We start from the raw sequence: 17159 nt of genomic DNA on the forward strand, positions 1-17159 counted from the left end.
TCTGCACTACAGCTTCCAAGTGATTGGAAGTCAGTTATACCCTGTAATATCTATGTCTACTATTTTATTTTCTTCCGGCCGCTCTGCGGCCGTTTTTTTATTGCGCGTTTTCATGGTCTTGCATATAACTATCGAGCGGATAGCTGTAATTTCAGCCCGTTTGACAGGCAAGGATGCGCAAAGAGGGGATCAGGGATGACAGAGTTACTCGGAAAACGGTGGAGGCCACTATGGCCAGTGTTACTGTTGCTGGTGAGCATTGGCTGGAGCGGGAATAGCGCCGCCAGTAGTGAGCGCCATCTCTACCAGCAGCTTGGGCTTGCCGGTAAACTCGACAGACAAACCTTTCAAAAAGCCCTTGTCAGCTATCAAAGCGTACGCAGCAAGCAAAAAACCATCCTGACCATCATTGATTACAGCAAGCCTTCGACTCAACGCAGGCTGTTCGTCATCGACATGAAACGCCACAAACTGCTTTATCACACCTGGGTCAGTCATGGCCGAAACTCCGGCGAACTGGCCGCGGAACGCTTCTCCAATCAGCTCAACTCCCGGCAAAGCTCTCTCGGAGTATACCGCACAGCAGAGACCTATCTAGGCAAACATGGCTATTCACTTCGACTTGATGGCTTGTCACCAGGCAAAAATTGCAATGCCCGCAAACGCGCAATCGTAGTACACGGCGCCGCCTATGCCAGCCCAAACCATCTGCGTAAACATGACAGACTGGGCCGCAGCTGGGGCTGCCCAGCCCTGCCAAAGGAGCAGGCCAGGGCCATCATAGATACCATAAAAGGGGGAAGTGTCATCTACGCTCACGGCTAGCAGTAACACAATAAAAAACAAGGCCAGCTCTTGCTGGCCTTGTTTTTTATTGTGTTGCTATACAGTGAATCATTGGCGCACCACCAGTACCGGACACGGAGCATGACGCACCACGGACTCGGCAACGCTGCCTACCAGCAGATGACTGATACCGGAACGACCGTGGCTGCCCATGACGATAAGTTCAACCTCGTCTTCCTTGGCCTGAATAATGATTTCATCCGCCGCTCGGCCAAAACGAATGTCAAACGTAGCCGGGATAGGGAGGGTTGCAATCAGTTCCTTGAGTTGGGTTCTGGCCTGACGCTCCATTTCGTGAGTGATCTCAACAGCGGTCATATGAAGAATTTTGTAACTGTCAAAGCCGTGTAGTTGGTCAACGACATGGATCAGCTTGAGCTGGGCCTGATGGCTCTGCGCCATGAATACGGCATAGTCGAGTACAGTCCGGGACATTTGGGAAAAATCGACAGGACAAAGCAGAGTTTTGATCGATGGCATAACGCAGTCTCCTCTACTGATTGGGGTGCTATTGAATCTTGAGACCATCATAACCATCAGATTGAAAATAACCCTCGACCCTGTCGCAAAATGAACATCATGGATTTTTTCTGTACGCCGTCACCATCAATGCCATGGTATAAAGTAGGTCATGAGTGTTTTTCCTCTACCCCAATGAGGCCAGCTCTGACCATGCTACGCATCTGTCTGTTGCTCTGTTGTCTGTGTACTGCGGTTAATTGCCGGGCAGAGTCTATTGACGTTTATTGCGATGATTGGCCCGGTTTTTGTCAAAAGGATGGCAAAGGCCTTTATCTTGATCTGGTGCGAGCCATCTACCAGCCTAACGGTTACCAGGTCATCCCCCATATTGTGCCCTATAAGCGTGCCCTCGCGATTATTGCTAAAAAAGGAGGAGATATCGCCATGGGGGTATATCGCGATGAAGTCTCCGGCGTACAACAGCCTCGCTATGCGGCATCAGCCGATGACCTGACCGTATTCATGCTCAAAAAATGGCAGCCCCAGTGGCAGGGAGAGCAAAGTCTGGAAGGGCAAACCGTGATATGGCAACGAGGCTGGGCATTCGACAAATACATTACGGTCAACATGCTGTGGCATGAAATTGATAGCGATGAGCTGGCTCTGCAACTGCTCGGTAAAGAGCGTTATCGTTATTACCTGACTGCCGGCGTGCTCTATGTGGATGAGGCTATCCCTCCCGAGCTGCATCGTGTCTTCCTGCGCTGGATCCCGACCTATCCCATCTTTGCCAATACCCAGCAAGGCAACCGGATGTTGCAGCTCTGGGATAAGGAGATGGTTCAGTTGATCCGCAGCGGGGCTTTGGCAGAGATCTATAAGCACTATCAGCTCTATGACTACTATCAGGGTTTTATCAAAGAGCTGGAGCAGAAAGTGGCGACCAGCCCTGCAACTGAGTGATAGCGTTGCGCTAATTACTCTCCCCTCATTCCCTTGGCCAACCGATCATAGAGGATCACATTGACCGAGGCAGCCAGATTCATGCAACCCCGGGTCGGCACATAAACCACATCTTTCACCGCCCCGTAGAGTGCGGGATCGAGTGTGCCATCCTCCGGTCCGAAGATATAGAAGGCACGCTCCGGATGAACGTAGTCCGGGAGCGGCGTGGCTCCGTCGATCAGATCGACCACCACGGGCACACAACCTTGCGGGATAAACGCCATCAGGTCATCCACCCCGAGCAGCGGGATCTTCTCCACCATCTGCTTGGTATCAGTGGCAAAGCGGCGTGCCAGCTCGAATCGGTTGCCGGTGTAGTAGACCTCATCCACTCCGTAGCAACCCGCAGCCCGCATCACCGAGCCGACATTTTCCGGGGACTTGGGATTGACCAGCCCCACACAGCAGAATGCACTCTTTTCCATTATCTCTCCTCATCTTGCTGCGGCCATTATAAGCCGCAATGGAACGTCAGCCCGGTGAAAAATACTTCGGCCGGCTTACCCGTTCACCAACCAACCCACATGACGTTTTTTTGTGCGCGAACCGACAAATTTTGTATAACCCGATAGCTAGAAAACGTTTATCAGCAATAATAGACAAACGTTTTTAAATGGATATTTGTCTATGACCGAGCGTGAACAAGAGATCCTCGCCCTGTTGCGTCAGGATCCCATGATTGCCCAGCAGGATCTGGCCGACAACCTCGGCATTAGCCGCTCTGCGCTGGCCAGCCATATCTCCAGCCTGATCCGGCAGGGATATGTGCAGGGCAGAGGCTATGTACTACGAGAGGGGCCCTATGTAGTCGTGATCGGCGGTGCCAATATGGATATATGCGGTACCAGCCACGACAACCTGCTGCTCGGTGACTCCAACCCGGGCAAAGTGCGCACTTCAGCCGGTGGTGTCGGCCGCAATATCGCCGAGAATCTGGCGCGATTAGGGAGCGATACCCGGTTGCTGACTGCCGTCGGCAACGACCAGTATGGTCACCATCTGCTAGAGGTGAGTCAACGAGCCGGCGTCGATGTACGCCAGACCCTGGTGCTCGATGGTCACGCGACCTCCTGCTACCTCAGCATTCACGATGGGAGCGGTGAAATGAGCTGCGCCATTAACGACATGGCTATCATAGAGCAGCTCACCCCTGCCCGCCTGACCCCCCTTGGCGGCTTTCTCGGGGGTGCCAAGCTCTGGGTGCTCGACACCAATCTGGCCATCCACACCCTCGACTGGCTGTTCGAACGACAGGGGGATCACGCCATCTTTGTCGATACCGTCTCGGTGGCCAAGGTGGAGAAGATCCGCCCCTGGCTCGGCAAGATCCACACCCTCAAACCCAATCGCAGCGAAGCCGAACAGTTGTGTGGCATGACCATCGCCGGGCCAGACTCTTGGCCCATGGTAGCCGCCTGGTTCCACCGCGCCGGAGTCAAGCGATTGTTCCTCAGTCTGGGTGAGCAGGGGATCTTCTATAGCGACGGCGAGCAGCAGGGCCACCTGCCGATACTGGGCAGCCCGGTGCTCAACGTCACCGGTGGCGGGGATGCCTTTATGGCCGGCCTCGCCCACGCCTGGCTGCAAGATCTCGATATCACACAGACCACCCGTTTTGCCCTGGGCTGTGCCGCCCTCACCGTCAATTGTTCCGATACCGTTTTTTCCGGTCTCTGCAAAACCGCCGTTGACCGCATACTGGAGGAGTACCCATGCTGAATACTTACCTCGATATCCAACCGGAAGTTGCTGCCGCGCTGGCCGCTGGCAAACCGGTCGTCGCCCTCGAATCCACCATTATCTCCCACGGCATGCCCTATCCGCAGAACGTGGAGACGGCCCGTCAGGTAGAGCAAGTGGTACGCGATAACGGCGCTATTCCAGCCACTATCGCCATCCTCGACGGCCGCCTCAAGGTGGGTCTCGATGCGGGGGCGCTGGAAGCGCTGGGCCGGGCAGGCCACGACGTAACCAAGTGCAGCCGCCGGGATATTCCGTTCGTGCTGGCACGCAAGGGAATGGGCGCTACTACCGTCGCATCCACCATGATCATCGCCGCCATGGCGGGGATCCGGGTCTTTGCCACCGGCGGTATTGGCGGGGTACATCGCGGTGCGCAGGAGACCTTCGATATCTCAGCCGACCTGCAGGAGCTGGCACAAACGCCGGTGGCTGTGGTCTGCGCCGGTGCCAAGTCGATCCTCGATATCGGCCTGACGCTGGAGTATCTGGAGACCCAGGGCGTGCCGGTGATCGGCTATCAAACGGGCGAGCTGCCCGCCTTCTACACCCGCGAGAGCGGCTTCAAGGTTGACTATCGCCTCGATACCCCGGCAGCCATCGCCGAGGCGCTGCGCCTCAAGTGGGAGCTGGGACTGGCGGGCGGCGCCGTAGTGGCCAACCCCATCCCGACCGCACACGCCATGCCGAAAGCCGATATCGACGCGGCCATCGCCCGAGCGCTCCATGAAGCGGACGAGCAGGGGATCAAGGGCAAGGCGTCAACCCCCTTCCTGCTGGCCCGCGTCTGCGAACTGACCGGCGGCAACTCGCTGGCAGCCAACATCCAGCTGGTACTGAACAACGCGGCCCTCGGCGCCCGCATCGCTGCTAGCCTGTAATCGCACACCGATACCTCGCCATGTAAAAGAGGGCCTGACGGCCCTCTTGTTGTTTTTGCTATCTACTGTGCTATTGCAACGCTGTGTTATTGCAGGACCACGCGCCCATTGAGCGGTTGCACCGGCCGGTTGTTGGGGTGGTGCATCACCGACTTGAAGGCGTCGGTCTGGGCCTGACTAACCTCAACCGGCTGCTTCATCACCAGCCAGCGCACTCCTTCCGAGCAGGGAGGCGTCGTAAGGGAGCCGCTGAAGCGATAGTAGTCACGATTCTCGGGCAGTAGTTGCTCAGCAGAGAGCGGTGCCTTGAGGGTGTGGATCTCCCCCACCTTGGCCGGTAGTTCACCCCAGGCTGACGCCAGTGCCGGATTGGCCTTACCAGCCTCGAACATCACCGCCACCACGGCGATCTCTCCCTTGTCACTGACGTGTACCAAATGCCCTTCCAGCGGATAGGATTTGCCCTCGATGAGGTTCTCACTCGGGGCGTGGAAGTGGAACTGCTTTAGTTCAAACGTGGTGCCATCGAGTTGCAAGGTGCTGCCCGGGGCATAACCGACCTGCACGGTATGACCGTTGTTGACCACTGTGTTGCCACCCGCCTGATAGTGGAGTACCAGCGGGGCCAGTTTGGCCTCGACCAATCCGCTCAGGTCAACCGGCGACTGATTGCTGCCCGCACACTGACCAAACTCAGGGGTCAGCTTGGCCCAGTGGGCAGGCCCCGCCTCACCGCTATATTCCCAATGGGGGGCGGCAGCAAACACGACAGGGCACAGCAACAGGGAGCAGGCCAACAGAGACTTTCTCATCATACATCCTTATCTTGATTGAAAAGCACAACCATCCCATCCCCCTGATAGTGGGGCATGCAGAGATGGCATATCTGATACGCGGGATACAGAGCGGTAGAGCGACTTTCTAATGGTAACGAGCAAGGGCTGGTCAATCGATTTGACTGCCGCTCAATTCAGAGTCGTTTGGCAAGTATATGGTGAGGGATCGGCAGATACAGTGAAAGAGGGGGAAATTAATCAGCCAGCTATCCACTCATCGTCTGGCGGATACGAGTCAAGGTTCAGGGAGTCACGCTTTCATAACAACCATCCATCACAACCATCGCGGGAGTCCGGGCTCCCGCGATGGTTGCCGATAACGGCAATTAACGGTCGCGATTCAACGCGATCAGGCGATCAAGAATCGCCTCACCATCGGCACGCAAACCGTTGTGCTCATACTCATTGGTGATCCAGGCGCGACTGTTGCCAAGACCACGCAGAGTTTCGCGACTGTAGTCAAACTCCACATACATATCCTCGGCATAAACGGCGCATGCTACCGGCACCTTGTTGCGGGCCAGTTGGGCCGGATTATAGAGCGCCCCCCAGTCCGCCTTGTTGGCCAGCAGATGAGCCGCCTCTTTCAGGGGCTGCAACTCGCGGAACTGCTCGAACATCCAGGGGTAAACCATCTCTCCGGTGAAGGTGAAATCCTTGCCGGGCACCCAGTTCACCGCAGGAAACTCCCCTCTGACCCGGTCCGCCGCCCAGCGAGTCGCCTCCCCCTCGGCGTAGATAGCCTCGTGCAGGATGGCAAACAGCGGGTTGGTATTGAATGGCTGCATGCTCTGCACCTGATAGAGAAAGGCCGGGCTCAGCTTGTCGCCGATAAAGGCCTCTTCCAGCAGGTAATAAAGCTCCTCGAAAGCACCCGTAGCGCCGAGATCCAGCCCTTGCTGCTGGAACTGCTCCACCGTCAGGCGCTGGCCGTTGGGCAGCCGCACATCGTGCTGGTGCAGATGGTTAGCCAACCGGTTGGCAATCCCCTGAGCGTGGGGGAAGCGGGCGAAGAAGGCTCGGTTCTTGTCAGCCACCCGCTGATAGGTGGCGCGGTAAACCTCCTCGGCGCTGCGGCCAATCGGCGCGATGCCGCCGGTGATATAAACCTCCCGCAGGCTATCGGGGAAGAGCGAGAGATAGGTCAAGCAGCAAAAACCACCAAAGCTTTGCCCCAGCAGGCTCCAGCGATGCTTGGGACTGAGCTCCAGCCGGATGAACTCGGCATCTTGCACTATGCTGTCGGCGCGAAAATGGCTGAGATACTCCGCCTGCTCGGTCGGTGTCATTTTGGCCAGAATATGCCCATGGATGGGGCTCGACATCCCGGTGCCACGCTGATCCAGCAGCAGCACTCTGAACTCCTGCAACGCCCGCTTGAGCCAACCACTGTTAGCCGTCGGGCGCGGCGCCCCGAATCCCGGCCCCCCTTGCAAAAACAGCAGCCAGGGCAACTTCTCATCGAGCTTGTCTTTACGGCAGAGGGTACGGGCAAACAGGGTAATGCTGTCACCATCCGGCTCATCATGATCGAGGGGAACGGTAAAAAAGTGCGGCTCGCAATGAATGCCGTCCAGTACATAGCTCAAGGGGCTGCTCATCTGGGATCTCTCCGTCAGGATGGGAACATCATTGATCCCATCATATCCCCGCCAGGCCACAGGGTCACTCAGGTTTTCCAAAATGTTAACAATGGCTTAAAGGTCGAAACATCTCCAGAGAAGACACGGTTCAACTGTGCTGAATTAATTGTTTTGCGAGGGAGATTGACGCCATGGCGCCATTCAACAAAGATGGCGAGCCTGCACAGGAGTGCGACAAAATGGATAAGGAAACGTGATGAAACCGAAGTGGATCAGGGCCAGAAAAAGAGAGAAGAAGCCCTGCCCTGGCAGCATGCTGCAGACCGGAATGCTGTTGTTCAGTGCCACCTGTGGTGCGACGCTCTTTTTGGCGGCATGCAACAGCAACTAGAAATGAAAAAGCCCGCTCGATTGAGCGGGCTTTTCGAATTTGGCTCCTCCTACTGGACTTGAACCAGTGACATACGGATTAACAGTCCGCCGTTCTACCGACTGAACTAAGGAGGAATTGTGGTGCCCAGAGACGGAATCGAACCGCCGACACGGGGATTTTCAATCCCCTGCTCTACCGACTGAGCTATCTGGGCAACGGCGCGCATTAAACCCTTTCCTGCGCAGAGTGTCAACCATGATGGCACGATAAAAAGCGCGTTCGCTCAACAACTGAACGCCATGGCCATATATCACCCATTTCAGTCCCTTTTCCCACACTTGCTGGCCCCTGCATGCCTACAGGCAGCGTCAATATGATAGAAATTAGAGGGTCAGCAGGTCAGCCACATTGAGCCGAATCCACTCTGCGAGTATGCTTTGCCGCAATGATACCGCCTGGAGGCAACATGAGTCTGAATATGCAAGAGTGGCGTGATGAGACCACCGAGATCGTCAACGAACTGCTGGCCGATGGCAGCAATCCCGATGCGGATTACGACATCGAGCACCACTTCGCCTGCCAGGATTTCGACCGTTTGGAAAAAGCAGCGGTTGACCTGTTCAAGGCCGGATTTGAAGTGACCGATGCCGAAGAGATGGAGCTGGATGACGGCGCCACCATCTTCTGCTTCGATGCCACCATCGAGTGCAAACTGGATGTCGAAGCCATCGTTGCCGATATCGAAAAGATGCTGCCCATCCTGGAAAAATACGGGGTGGACTACGATGGCTGGGGCACCTACTTTCAGGATTGATCCCTGCCACAAACAGAGAGGCCACCTGTGGGTGGCCTCTCTGTTATTGCAGACTGTCACAAATAACTGGCGGCAAACTGGTCGGGCGGCAACGGGGGGCTGAACAGATAGCCCTGTAGCCGATCACAACCCGCCTGGGTCAGCCACAACTGCTGCTCGACGGTTTCCACCCCTTCTGCAGTAATGCGGATCCCCAGCTCATGGCCAAGTCCGATGACCGATCGCACGATGGCGGTGGTGGCACTGTTGCTGACCAACCCCTGGGTGAAGCTGCGATCCAGCTTGAGCGTGGCGACCTTGAGCCTTGGCAGATAGGCCAGCGAGCAATACCCGGTACCGAAATCATCGATGGCCAGTTGAAAACCGGCGGCGATCAGGTTATCCAGGTTGGTCTCAATCTCATCGGCATTCTCCATCAAGACTCCTTCAGTGATCTCCAGCTCCAGCTGGCCTGCATTCAGACCATGACGGGCAATGCAGCCCTGCACCAGCTTGCAGAGCGCCGGATCACGAAACTGCAACGGCGAAAGGTTGATGGAGAGCACCATATCCGACCGAGCGGTTTGCCACTGGGCCAACTGAGCACACCCCAACTCCAGCATCAGCTGACCAAGTTGGCCGATGATCCCCATCTCTTCCGCCAGTGGAATGAACTCTTCCGGCGAGATCATGCCAAGTTCAGGATGCGGCCAGCGGCAAAGTAATTCTGCGCCACAAAGCTGATGGGTTGTGCTGCTGATAATGGGTTGATAGACGGCAATCAGCTGGGATGACTTGATGGCGAGCGGCAACTGGGCGGCGATCAGCTGGCGCCGCTTGAGTCTCGCCTGCAGATAAGGATCAAACAGGGTGCAGTACTGCTGCTGCCGCTTGCCCTGCGCCAACGCTGCTTCGGCGTGGCTAAGCAATCGCTCGGCATCGTTTGCCCGCCCCTGAGCCAACCCCAGAAACACCGGAATCTGGATACGATGCTCTTCCACCTGATAGAACTCCATCAACTGCTGCTGCAGATGCTGGTTCCACTCCAGCAAAGGCTCGTTGAACTCGGGAAGTAGCAGACAAAAGTCATCGGCAGCCACACGGCAAAGCAGGGTTCGCGGCGGAACCAACTGCTGTAGTCGCTTGGCCACCTGGCTCAGCAGGCGATCGGCAATCCGGATCCCGAAACGATCATTAACCTCACGAAAGTGGTGCAGATCGACCAGCACCAGCGTGGCGCTGCGGCCCCCCAAATGGCGGCTGGTCTGCAAGAAACGGGAGAGTTTGAGCAGCCCGGTGAGGCTGTCGTAGTGCTGCTCCTGCTGCAACTGCGCCTGGGTGGTCCGCAAGCCGGTGATATCGCGTCCCAGCGTCAGGATCCCGAGGGAGTGACCATCACCATCGGGGACATCGACCCGGGTGATCTCCATGTGCCGCCCCTGCCCGCTGGCATCCAGCAGGCAACATTCGCCGTGGCCCATCCCTTGGGGGGCCGCCAACCGATATGGTATCTGCTGACCCAGCACCTCATCCGCCCCCTGACCAATAAAGTCGAGAAATGCCTGGTTACACTCCAGCAACACCCCGTTGTGATCATCGAAACGGATCAGGTCAGGGATGGCATCGAGCAGAAAACGCTGCAACAACTGCTGTTTTTTGACCGTCTGTTCCAGGTGCTTGCGCTGGGCAATCTCGTTGACCATTCCGAATACGGCGTATGGCTCACCCTGAGCCGTGTAAAGCGGGATCTTGTGCACCTCCATCCAGCAGGTCTCACCGCCCCGGTTGCAGTGCAACTGTTGATGAAGCAAGGGAACGCCCCCCGTCAGCAACTGCGCATCCTCAGTGCGAAATACATCACCCCATGGCATCTCGGCATCACTCTTGCCGACCACCTCGGCGGGTGAACCCAGCCTGGCCTCAATGGCAAATTCACGATTGGCAAACAGGTAGCGACCATGCCTATCACGACAAAAGATACTCATTGGCAACTGGTCGATGATCTGCTGCAGCAGATCCGGGGTAAGCATGTTGGTCACAGAGGCGCTTATGGAGGAATTTCGAGCAAATCTATGATAGCAAACCAATTTTGTAAAGCACCCACGGTAACCCCTCAGTTTACACCGATGCAGCACGCATGCTGACAGAGGTTGTCGCTCAGGTGATAATAGGCACCGGTTGGCCAATGGCCTGATAAATGGACGAGAGAAGCAAGATGAAAAAGATGATGGGGTGCGCATTGGCGCTGTTGCTGGCGGGTTGTGCTGGTGACAATAACGGTGGTGAGGAGTATCGCTACAATCCGCCGGTCGCCAAAGCGACCAACAATACCCAGGAGATGGCGATCCCGGTGGATCTGGTATGGGCTCGCGCCGAGAAATGGTTCACCGATCACGGCCTCACCATCGAAAACAGTCAGCGCGGTGCCGGCCTGATGACCGCCAATGTCAACCAATCAGCCGACGGACTGGAGTGGCTGGACTGCGGTACCATGGGTTCAAAAGTTGCACTGGGCAACCCGAACCTGCAGATCAACCTGATCATCACCCAGAGCGGCAACAGCAGCGTGGCCACTGTCAACGTCAAGGGCAACACCGAGCTGTTCTTTGTTGAATCCTCAGGCGAGCGCGTACCAGCCCCGTCCATCAAGCCGGTCTGTGTCTCCCGCGGCTCTCTGGAGCAGAGCCTGTTCGCCACCCTCGGCAACTGATTTCACTTACCTGCAAAGATAAAAAAAGCGGCAGATTACTCTGCCGCTTTTTTATTGCCCCGAGTTGGGCTTACTTGTCGATATCGAGCATGTTGTTAGTCAACATGTAATCGATCACCTGGTTGGCAGTGGTACCGGCCCCCCCCGTCAGACTATCGAAGGTATGGTTCATCAGTACAATCTCCTGAGTCACCGGCGCAGTACTGCTCTCCTTGACCTGTAGATGTACCCCCTCATTGTCCTGGAACACCGACAGCAGGCTCTTCAGATCGTTCTGGTTACGAGAACCATCGTGATCCAGCAGGTCGCTCAGATCCAGCTTGTCACCTTCCGCCTTGGAGAAGTCGACCACGTAATCCTTGGCAACGCTGCCTGCGGCTGTGTCGCCCTGCAGCCAGGTGAAGGTATCGGCACCGCCATCCCCCTTGAGGATGTCATTGCCAAGCCCGCCGACCAGGATGTCATTGCCCAGACCGCCGATCAGGTTATCGTCGCCGATTCCACCAAACAGGGTATCGTTGCCACTGCCACCGTACAGGGTATCGTTACCGCTCTCGCCATACAGGGTGTCGTTGCCGGCACCACCGAACAGGATGTCGTTGCCGGCACCACCGAACAGGAAGTCATCGCCACCCTGACCGAACAGGATGTCGTTGCCATCCCCACCAATTAGCACGTCCGCCTTGTCATTGCTGGAGGACTGATCGAACTCGCTGGCATGGTCCGTGATGTAGTCATGGACCTGGGCATCGGTCACCGAGCCTGCGCCCAGCTTGCCGGCCACATACTGCTTGATGGCCGCGTAGCCTTCACCATTGATACCGGCGAAGTGGATGGCATCCCCGAACAGGATATCGTCGCCAGCACCGCCGTCGATCCGGTCACTGCCCGGCAGGTTGTTCACCGACGTGCCCAGAATAGCGTTGGCCAAATCGCTGGCGTTGACGCCGGTCATGATGACGCCGTCAGAGTCGTAGGACTTGAGATCGTTGTAGGAGATGTTGGCCCCCAGTCCGATCGCTTCTACCGTAACCCCCATCCCTGTAAGCAGCCCAAAACCTGCTACCGAGTTATTGATAGTTGAGCTGGAGGTAGTGCCGCCATCACCATCCAGTGTTGAGTAGGTATATCCCCCTCTACCATCCGGACGCATAAAACCGATCGGGTTGCTGTATCTACCATCGGCATACACTCGGCCAGCGCTATCGATGATGGTGTAGCCATTGGAGCTATATACCCGACCCGGAATATAGGTGCCACCAAGCAGACTGTTGAGATAGACGTCATAGCTGCTACCTGAGAAATTCAATACCCTCGGGTTGGAACCTTCGTTACCGAGGTAATAAGTCGGCTGACCATCGGTAATGAAATAGGTCAGATTCTTGGCATTACTGTTACTTTGAGCCGTAGAACTACTGAACCAGTTGGCAACCGTCTTGAACACATCTTCATAGTTGGTACCCCCTCCGCTACTCATGGAATCGATTACAGCCTGCAGCTGATTCAAGGCATTGCTGTCTTTCAGGTTCACACTAATACTGGCATTCGACAGAGCATCAAAGTCAACCAGCATGATGTTGACTGTACCAGCCCCTTCGCTACCTGCGCTCGCCTTGAGGCTGGCGAAGATCTGTGCCAACTGGCTCTTTATGGTGTTCATGGCGCTGGTGCCGATACTGCCCGAGCTGTCGACCATAAAGGCGATGTTGTAGTTCTGGCCCGGCAGCACCACGCTGCCATCCAGATCCCCGACCACGATATTGTGTTCGCTGCCATAGGTGCGGTTCTGATCGCCCGGCTCCCCTTCGGTAGAAAGGAAGTAGCTCATGCGGATCGAGTCCTGATCCGATGCGCTGCTGGTCTGATCGGTCGCCACTTCCTTGGCGATGGCTTCAACCTTGAGGTCGAACTGGCCGGCACTGCTGCCCGGCACCCGCAGGGTCAGACCGGTCAGTTTGATGTCCAGTGCACTCTGGTTCCACAGACCGCTCAGCGTCAGCGTGCCATTGGCCCCCACGGTACCGAGCGCGGTGGAGCCCTGATAGAGGGTCGACCCCGTCGGCATGCCGGTCAGCACCAGGCTGTCGAACTGCTCGCTACCATCCCGGTCGGTCAGGGAAGCAGTGATCTCGAGCGGGTAATCCACCACGCTCGGCTGTACCGCCGTCAGGGTGCCGTCGGTCTGGTTGAACTGGTAGATACCGTCATCAAACTGCACCAGCTCGATGTCGTAGAGCGACTTGCTGATGGTGACGCCGTTCTCCTTCACCAGGAAGTTGAAGCCGCCATCACTTCTGCGCTCGATGACATAGTTGGCACGTGAGCCCATCAGTACGGCCAGATCGGTACCGGCACCGCCAAACAGGGTATCGCCACCCAGCCCGGCCACCAGGATATCGTTGCCGGTACCGCCGTCGAGGGTGTCACCTGAGGTGGAGTTACCACCGACCAGCACGTCATTGCCAGCACCGCCGACGAAGTAATCGCCGCCACCCTTAACGCTGACGATGTAGTCATTGCCGTTGCCACCCACCACTTGATCCTGACTGGTGGTGCTGTCGGTCAGACTATTGGTGATGCCAAAGTTGCCCTTGTTGAAGTTGCCGCTCTGGAACGCCCCGGTGGAGATGCCGGACGACGGGTACTGGGTATAAAGCGGGACGCCGTTGCCCGTCAGGCTGATGTCGACCACCGGCTTGTCCGCGACCGCCGTGATATCGATCACCAGCTTGCCTGAGTTACTCAGGTTGGCACCATCGCTGATCTGGTAACCCAGAGTGGCGTAGTCCCCTTGCTGGTTGCCCGTCGTCGTACCGCCACCATTGAGGGCATTGCTGCTGGATTCATTGAGGCTAGGCACAAAGCGCAGATGGCCGCTGTCGATATCGGCGTAGGAGACAAGATCCCCCACCTTCACCGCAATCCACTGGCCAGCAACGTTCAGGTATTCCAGCTTGCCGCTCAGCGGCAGGGTGTTGATCTGCACGCTCAGGTCAGAAGCGGCCTGATCATCGCTGGCACCAAACTGGGCCCACTTCAGCACCAGTGGCGTGTCCTCCTTGCCGGCACTGTAGCCACCCGTGGTCACCGGCGCCCGATCGTTGTCCACTATGGTGCCGGTCCCGCTCTGCCCACCGATGGTCACCGAGAGGGTCTCGTTCGTTTCGACCAAGCGATCGTTCACCGTCGGGATGGTCACAGTGAAGTCCGACACGCCGGCTGGTACTGTGATCTTGCCGGTAGTGCTGTTATAGGTCACACCATTGCTGAACTGGGCATTGCCCCAATCCTGGTTGGAGGCGGAGTTGTTGCCCGAACCACGAATGGCGAAATCGTATTCAGTCGCTTCCTGGGTCGCATCTGACAGGGTGACTTTGTGCAGCAGATTGCCCCCTTCGGTTACGCTCTCGCTGGAAACTCCCTGAACCAGCGGCGTGAAGAGAGGCTTGGTTGCAAAGGAGCCAATGCTGGCGTCGCCGTCACCATCCACCACCCGGATCTGGAAGTCGATGTCACCATCACCCAGAGGTTTGGACATACGCTGATACTGGAAGAACTCCCACTTGCCTGTGGCCGGCGTAAACTCCAGCTTGAAGACAAGGTTGCCGTCCGCATCCTTCCCGACCAGGGTATTGGCGCCGCTGGCGGTGATGGCGATGGCAGAACCGGAAGCCGTTCGCAGACCATTTTCGAAGGTTGCCGGGTCCATTACCAGCCCGATGGAGCCCTTGCCGTCCGCCCCCCACTGCGGGGTCACGGTGCCGGAACCATAGGCGATTGCCTGCGCCGTGTTGGAACCGAGGAACTCGATGCTCTGTACGGTGAAGTCGCTGTTGTCGGAGGTATTGGTGTTGCCGTTGTTGGTCGCCTTGATCACCATGGTATCAAAGCCGCCCTGCTGCACCTGGAAGTTCTGGTTGAACTCCCCACCCGATGCGTTGGAGTTGAATACCAGGGTACTGATCAGTACACCACCGCGATAGAACTCCACGACCCCGCTCTCGAGCTCGCCGCCAAACATCTTGCTGAACTTGATGTTGGCGCCGTAGGCAACCTTGCCTGCATCCAGCCTGACGATCAACTGCTCGGAGACGGACGATCCGTCGGCAAAGTGACGGAAGTCAATCTCGTTGGCGAGGTTGTGGTAAGGCGCAGCTCCGCTGGCCACCCCCAGCCCCGAGCTGGAACCGTTGACCACCGCCGTTACCAGTGAGGAGTCTGTTGCCGACTTGAAGCCCAGGGCGCTGATAGTAAAGCCCGCCATGTTCAGAGTGCTCTGGTTGCCACTGTACCTGGTCAGGTCAAAGAGCCCGGTCAGCACGTTCGGAATATCGGTCTTCACCACGGAAACAGCATCGCTGTTGTCGGCAATGGGGGAGTCGTCCTCAACGCTGATATCCAGCTTGTCCTTGGTGACGCCGCTGCCATCGGAGACCTCCACATCCAGCTGGAACGACAACTTGTCTTCCGAGGTCGTATCCCCGTGGTCGAGGGGACCCTTGAGGGTCACGTCATAGGTCCACTCTCCCTTTCCACTGGCATTGGGTGCCGTCAGCTTGACCTCGACCACAGCCTTGTAATCGGCGCCGCCAATCACTCCTGTGTAGCCAACCAGCGTCTTGCTGCCCGCATCCCAGCTCCACTGGACCTTGGCCCCACCGGACGTCAGCCCGGCCGGTCCATTCAGGGAAATGTTGAGTGTGCTGCTGTCGATGTCGCCCACCGAGAGGGTACCCGACGCCTTGATGGCATTGGTGGTATCCGGGTTGCCGACCGTGTCGGCAATGCCGTTTGCCAACCCCTCTTCAGAGACGACAACCCCGTTGGAGATGCTCAGTGTCGGCAGATCGTTGACCGCATCCACCTTGATGGTCACGGTTGCGGGACTCGCATCCACGGCGCCGTCGTTGTCTACCGCCGCATAGTTGAAGCTGGCGTTGCCATTCCAGTTCGCATTCGGAGTGAAGGTGAGCTTGCCGGCGTCCGCCACCGCAATGCTCTGATCCACGGTCACCGCCACCCCGTTCAGATAGAGGATGCCGTTGGCAGGCAGGCTCTTGATGGTGAAACTCACCACGTTGCCATCAATGTCGCTGCCACTGAGGGTCGGAATGGCGATGCTGGCGGCATCTTCCTGACCGTTTGCCTGTTTATTCACAGTCTCCGGCGCTTCATTCAGGATCTTCGCGTTGTCGCTGCCCGGCAGTGAGACGTTGCCCGCCTTGTCAGTCTGGGTTGCCGTCACCGTCAACGACTTGCCGTTGGCCGGGGTCGTCTCCGTCCAGCTGATGGTGCCGTTCTGATAGCCGTAGCTCTTGCCATTGCTTGCCAGCAGGGTGCCATCGGCCTTGAGCGTCAATTGGACAGTGCTGTTCACCCCGCCATTGTTGATAGTCAGCGTCACCTTGCCACCCGCAACCAAGTCAGCATGATTGACCTCTGCCCGAACCTGGATCTGATCATTGCCAATCTCGGCCTTGGTCAGCATTTGGTCATTATTGGTGTCATCAACGATGGTCACGGTCGGTGCTGAGGAAGCTACGCTGTCCAGGATCGCATTCTCGCTGTCGGTCGCCGGGTTGCCCGCCTGGTCGGTCACGTCCGCCTTGACGGTGAACTTGCCATCCGCCAGGCCGCTGGCCCCCAGGTCCACGGTGGTGCTGAACTTGCCGCCGGTCACGGTCGCGATGAAGGTCACTGACTTGCCGTTCACGTCGGTCACGGTCAGGGTGACTTTCTGACCATCTTCCACGTTGCTGGTCGTGCCCTTGAGCTCAACCGCCTTGGCTTCCGCCACCGACAGGTTGCCATCGCCAATTGCCGACAAATCAATGCTCGGCAGGTCAGCGCTGTCGCTGTCCAGGATCGCATTCTCGCTGTCGGTCGCCGGGTTGCCCGCCTGGTCGGTCACGTCCGCCTTGACGGTGAAC

General features: G+C 57.2%; 13 protein-coding genes and 2 tRNA genes. 7 read left to right on the forward strand and 8 right to left on the reverse strand.

The features are described 5' to 3' along the window. Nucleotides 1-195: 195 nt before the first annotated feature. The gene (locus G5171_RS05485) at nucleotides 196-825 is read left to right on the forward strand and encodes a murein L,D-transpeptidase catalytic domain family protein (RefSeq protein WP_005348303.1); all 630 of its coding nucleotides are present in this window, start codon (nucleotides 196-198) and stop codon (nucleotides 823-825) included. A gap of 69 nt (nucleotides 826-894) precedes the next feature. Here G5171_RS05485 and G5171_RS05490 read toward each other — a convergent pair whose 3' ends face one another. Further along, a complete protein-coding gene (locus G5171_RS05490; RefSeq protein ID WP_005348306.1) occupies nucleotides 895-1326 on the reverse strand; it encodes a universal stress protein in 432 nt (143 codons plus the stop codon). Nucleotides 1327-1518: 192 nt separating this feature from the next. Here G5171_RS05490 and G5171_RS05495 point away from each other — a divergent pair, with 192 nt between their 5' ends. After that, nucleotides 1519-2271, forward strand: coding sequence for a substrate-binding periplasmic protein (locus G5171_RS05495; protein WP_421259938.1), 753 nt, complete (start codon nucleotides 1519-1521; stop codon nucleotides 2269-2271). A gap of 14 nt (nucleotides 2272-2285) precedes the next feature. Here the strand turns inward: G5171_RS05495 and G5171_RS05500 are convergent, their stop codons facing one another. After that, on the reverse strand, nucleotides 2286-2738 hold the full coding sequence (locus G5171_RS05500; RefSeq protein ID WP_005348310.1) for an RNA methyltransferase: 453 nt from the start codon (nucleotides 2736-2738) through the stop codon (nucleotides 2286-2288). Between the two features lie 202 nt (nucleotides 2739-2940). Between G5171_RS05500 and G5171_RS05505 the strand changes: the two genes are divergently transcribed. Continuing rightward, a complete protein-coding gene (locus G5171_RS05505; protein WP_236348681.1) occupies nucleotides 2941-4032 on the forward strand; it encodes a PfkB family carbohydrate kinase in 1092 nt (363 codons plus the stop codon). Next, nucleotides 4026-4934 carry a pseudouridine-5'-phosphate glycosidase gene (locus tag G5171_RS05510; RefSeq protein WP_005348314.1) on the forward strand — a complete coding sequence of 303 codons (909 nt, stop codon included), beginning with the start codon at nucleotides 4026-4028 and terminating at the stop codon, nucleotides 4932-4934. The genes G5171_RS05505 and G5171_RS05510 overlap by 7 nt, the downstream gene beginning before the upstream one ends. A gap of 86 nt (nucleotides 4935-5020) precedes the next feature. On the opposite strand, the gene G5171_RS05515 is transcribed toward G5171_RS05510, so the two are convergent. Both G5171_RS05515 and G5171_RS05520 read right to left on the reverse strand, forming a co-directional pair. Further along, nucleotides 5021-5746, reverse strand: coding sequence for a carbonic anhydrase (locus G5171_RS05515; protein ID WP_421259939.1), 726 nt, complete (start codon nucleotides 5744-5746; stop codon nucleotides 5021-5023). Nucleotides 5747-6096: 350 nt separating this feature from the next. After that, nucleotides 6097-7371 (reverse strand): alpha/beta fold hydrolase, encoded by a 1275-nt coding sequence (locus G5171_RS05520; protein ID WP_421259934.1) that lies wholly within the window; start codon nucleotides 7369-7371, stop codon nucleotides 6097-6099. Here G5171_RS05520 and G5171_RS05525 point away from each other — a divergent pair. Beyond that, complete coding sequence (locus G5171_RS05525) at nucleotides 7333-7806, forward strand: hypothetical protein (protein WP_421259935.1); 474 nt, start codon at nucleotides 7333-7335, stop codon at nucleotides 7804-7806. The genes G5171_RS05520 and G5171_RS05525 overlap by 39 nt on opposite strands. Here the strand turns inward: G5171_RS05525 and G5171_RS05530 are convergent. Together G5171_RS05530 and G5171_RS05535 are read right to left on the reverse strand one after the other, a co-directional pair. Beyond that, a tRNA-Asn gene (locus G5171_RS05530) sits at nucleotides 7785-7860 on the reverse strand. The genes G5171_RS05525 and G5171_RS05530 overlap by 22 nt on opposite strands. Before the next feature lie 4 nt (nucleotides 7861-7864). Beyond that, nucleotides 7865-7940: transfer RNA gene (locus tag G5171_RS05535), tRNA-Phe, on the reverse strand. A gap of 264 nt (nucleotides 7941-8204) precedes the next feature. Between G5171_RS05535 and rraB the strand changes: the two genes are divergently transcribed. Next, on the forward strand, nucleotides 8205-8540 hold the full coding sequence (rraB, locus tag G5171_RS05540; RefSeq protein ID WP_041234500.1) for a ribonuclease E inhibitor RraB: 336 nt from the start codon (nucleotides 8205-8207) through the stop codon (nucleotides 8538-8540). Between the two features lie 56 nt (nucleotides 8541-8596). On the opposite strand, the gene G5171_RS05545 is transcribed toward rraB, so the two are convergent. Then, nucleotides 8597-10549 (reverse strand): sensor domain-containing protein, encoded by a 1953-nt coding sequence (locus G5171_RS05545; protein WP_005348383.1) that lies wholly within the window; start codon nucleotides 10547-10549, stop codon nucleotides 8597-8599. A 185-nt stretch (nucleotides 10550-10734) separates the two neighbouring features. On the opposite strand from G5171_RS05545, the gene G5171_RS05550 reads away from it, so the two are divergent. Then, nucleotides 10735-11229, forward strand: a complete 495-nt coding sequence (locus G5171_RS05550) for a hypothetical protein (protein ID WP_216980216.1) — start codon at nucleotides 10735-10737, stop codon at nucleotides 11227-11229. Nucleotides 11230-11299: 70 nt separating this feature from the next. Here the strand turns inward: G5171_RS05550 and G5171_RS05555 are convergent, their stop codons facing one another. Beyond that, a complete protein-coding gene (locus tag G5171_RS05555; protein ID WP_421259936.1) occupies nucleotides 11300-17140 on the reverse strand; it encodes a type I secretion C-terminal target domain-containing protein in 5841 nt (1946 codons plus the stop codon). Between the last annotated feature and the right edge of the window lie 19 nt (nucleotides 17141-17159).

The organism is Aeromonas sp. 600774 (assembly GCF_049175075.1).
Lineage (GTDB): Bacteria > Pseudomonadota > Gammaproteobacteria > Enterobacterales > Aeromonadaceae > Aeromonas > Aeromonas veronii_A.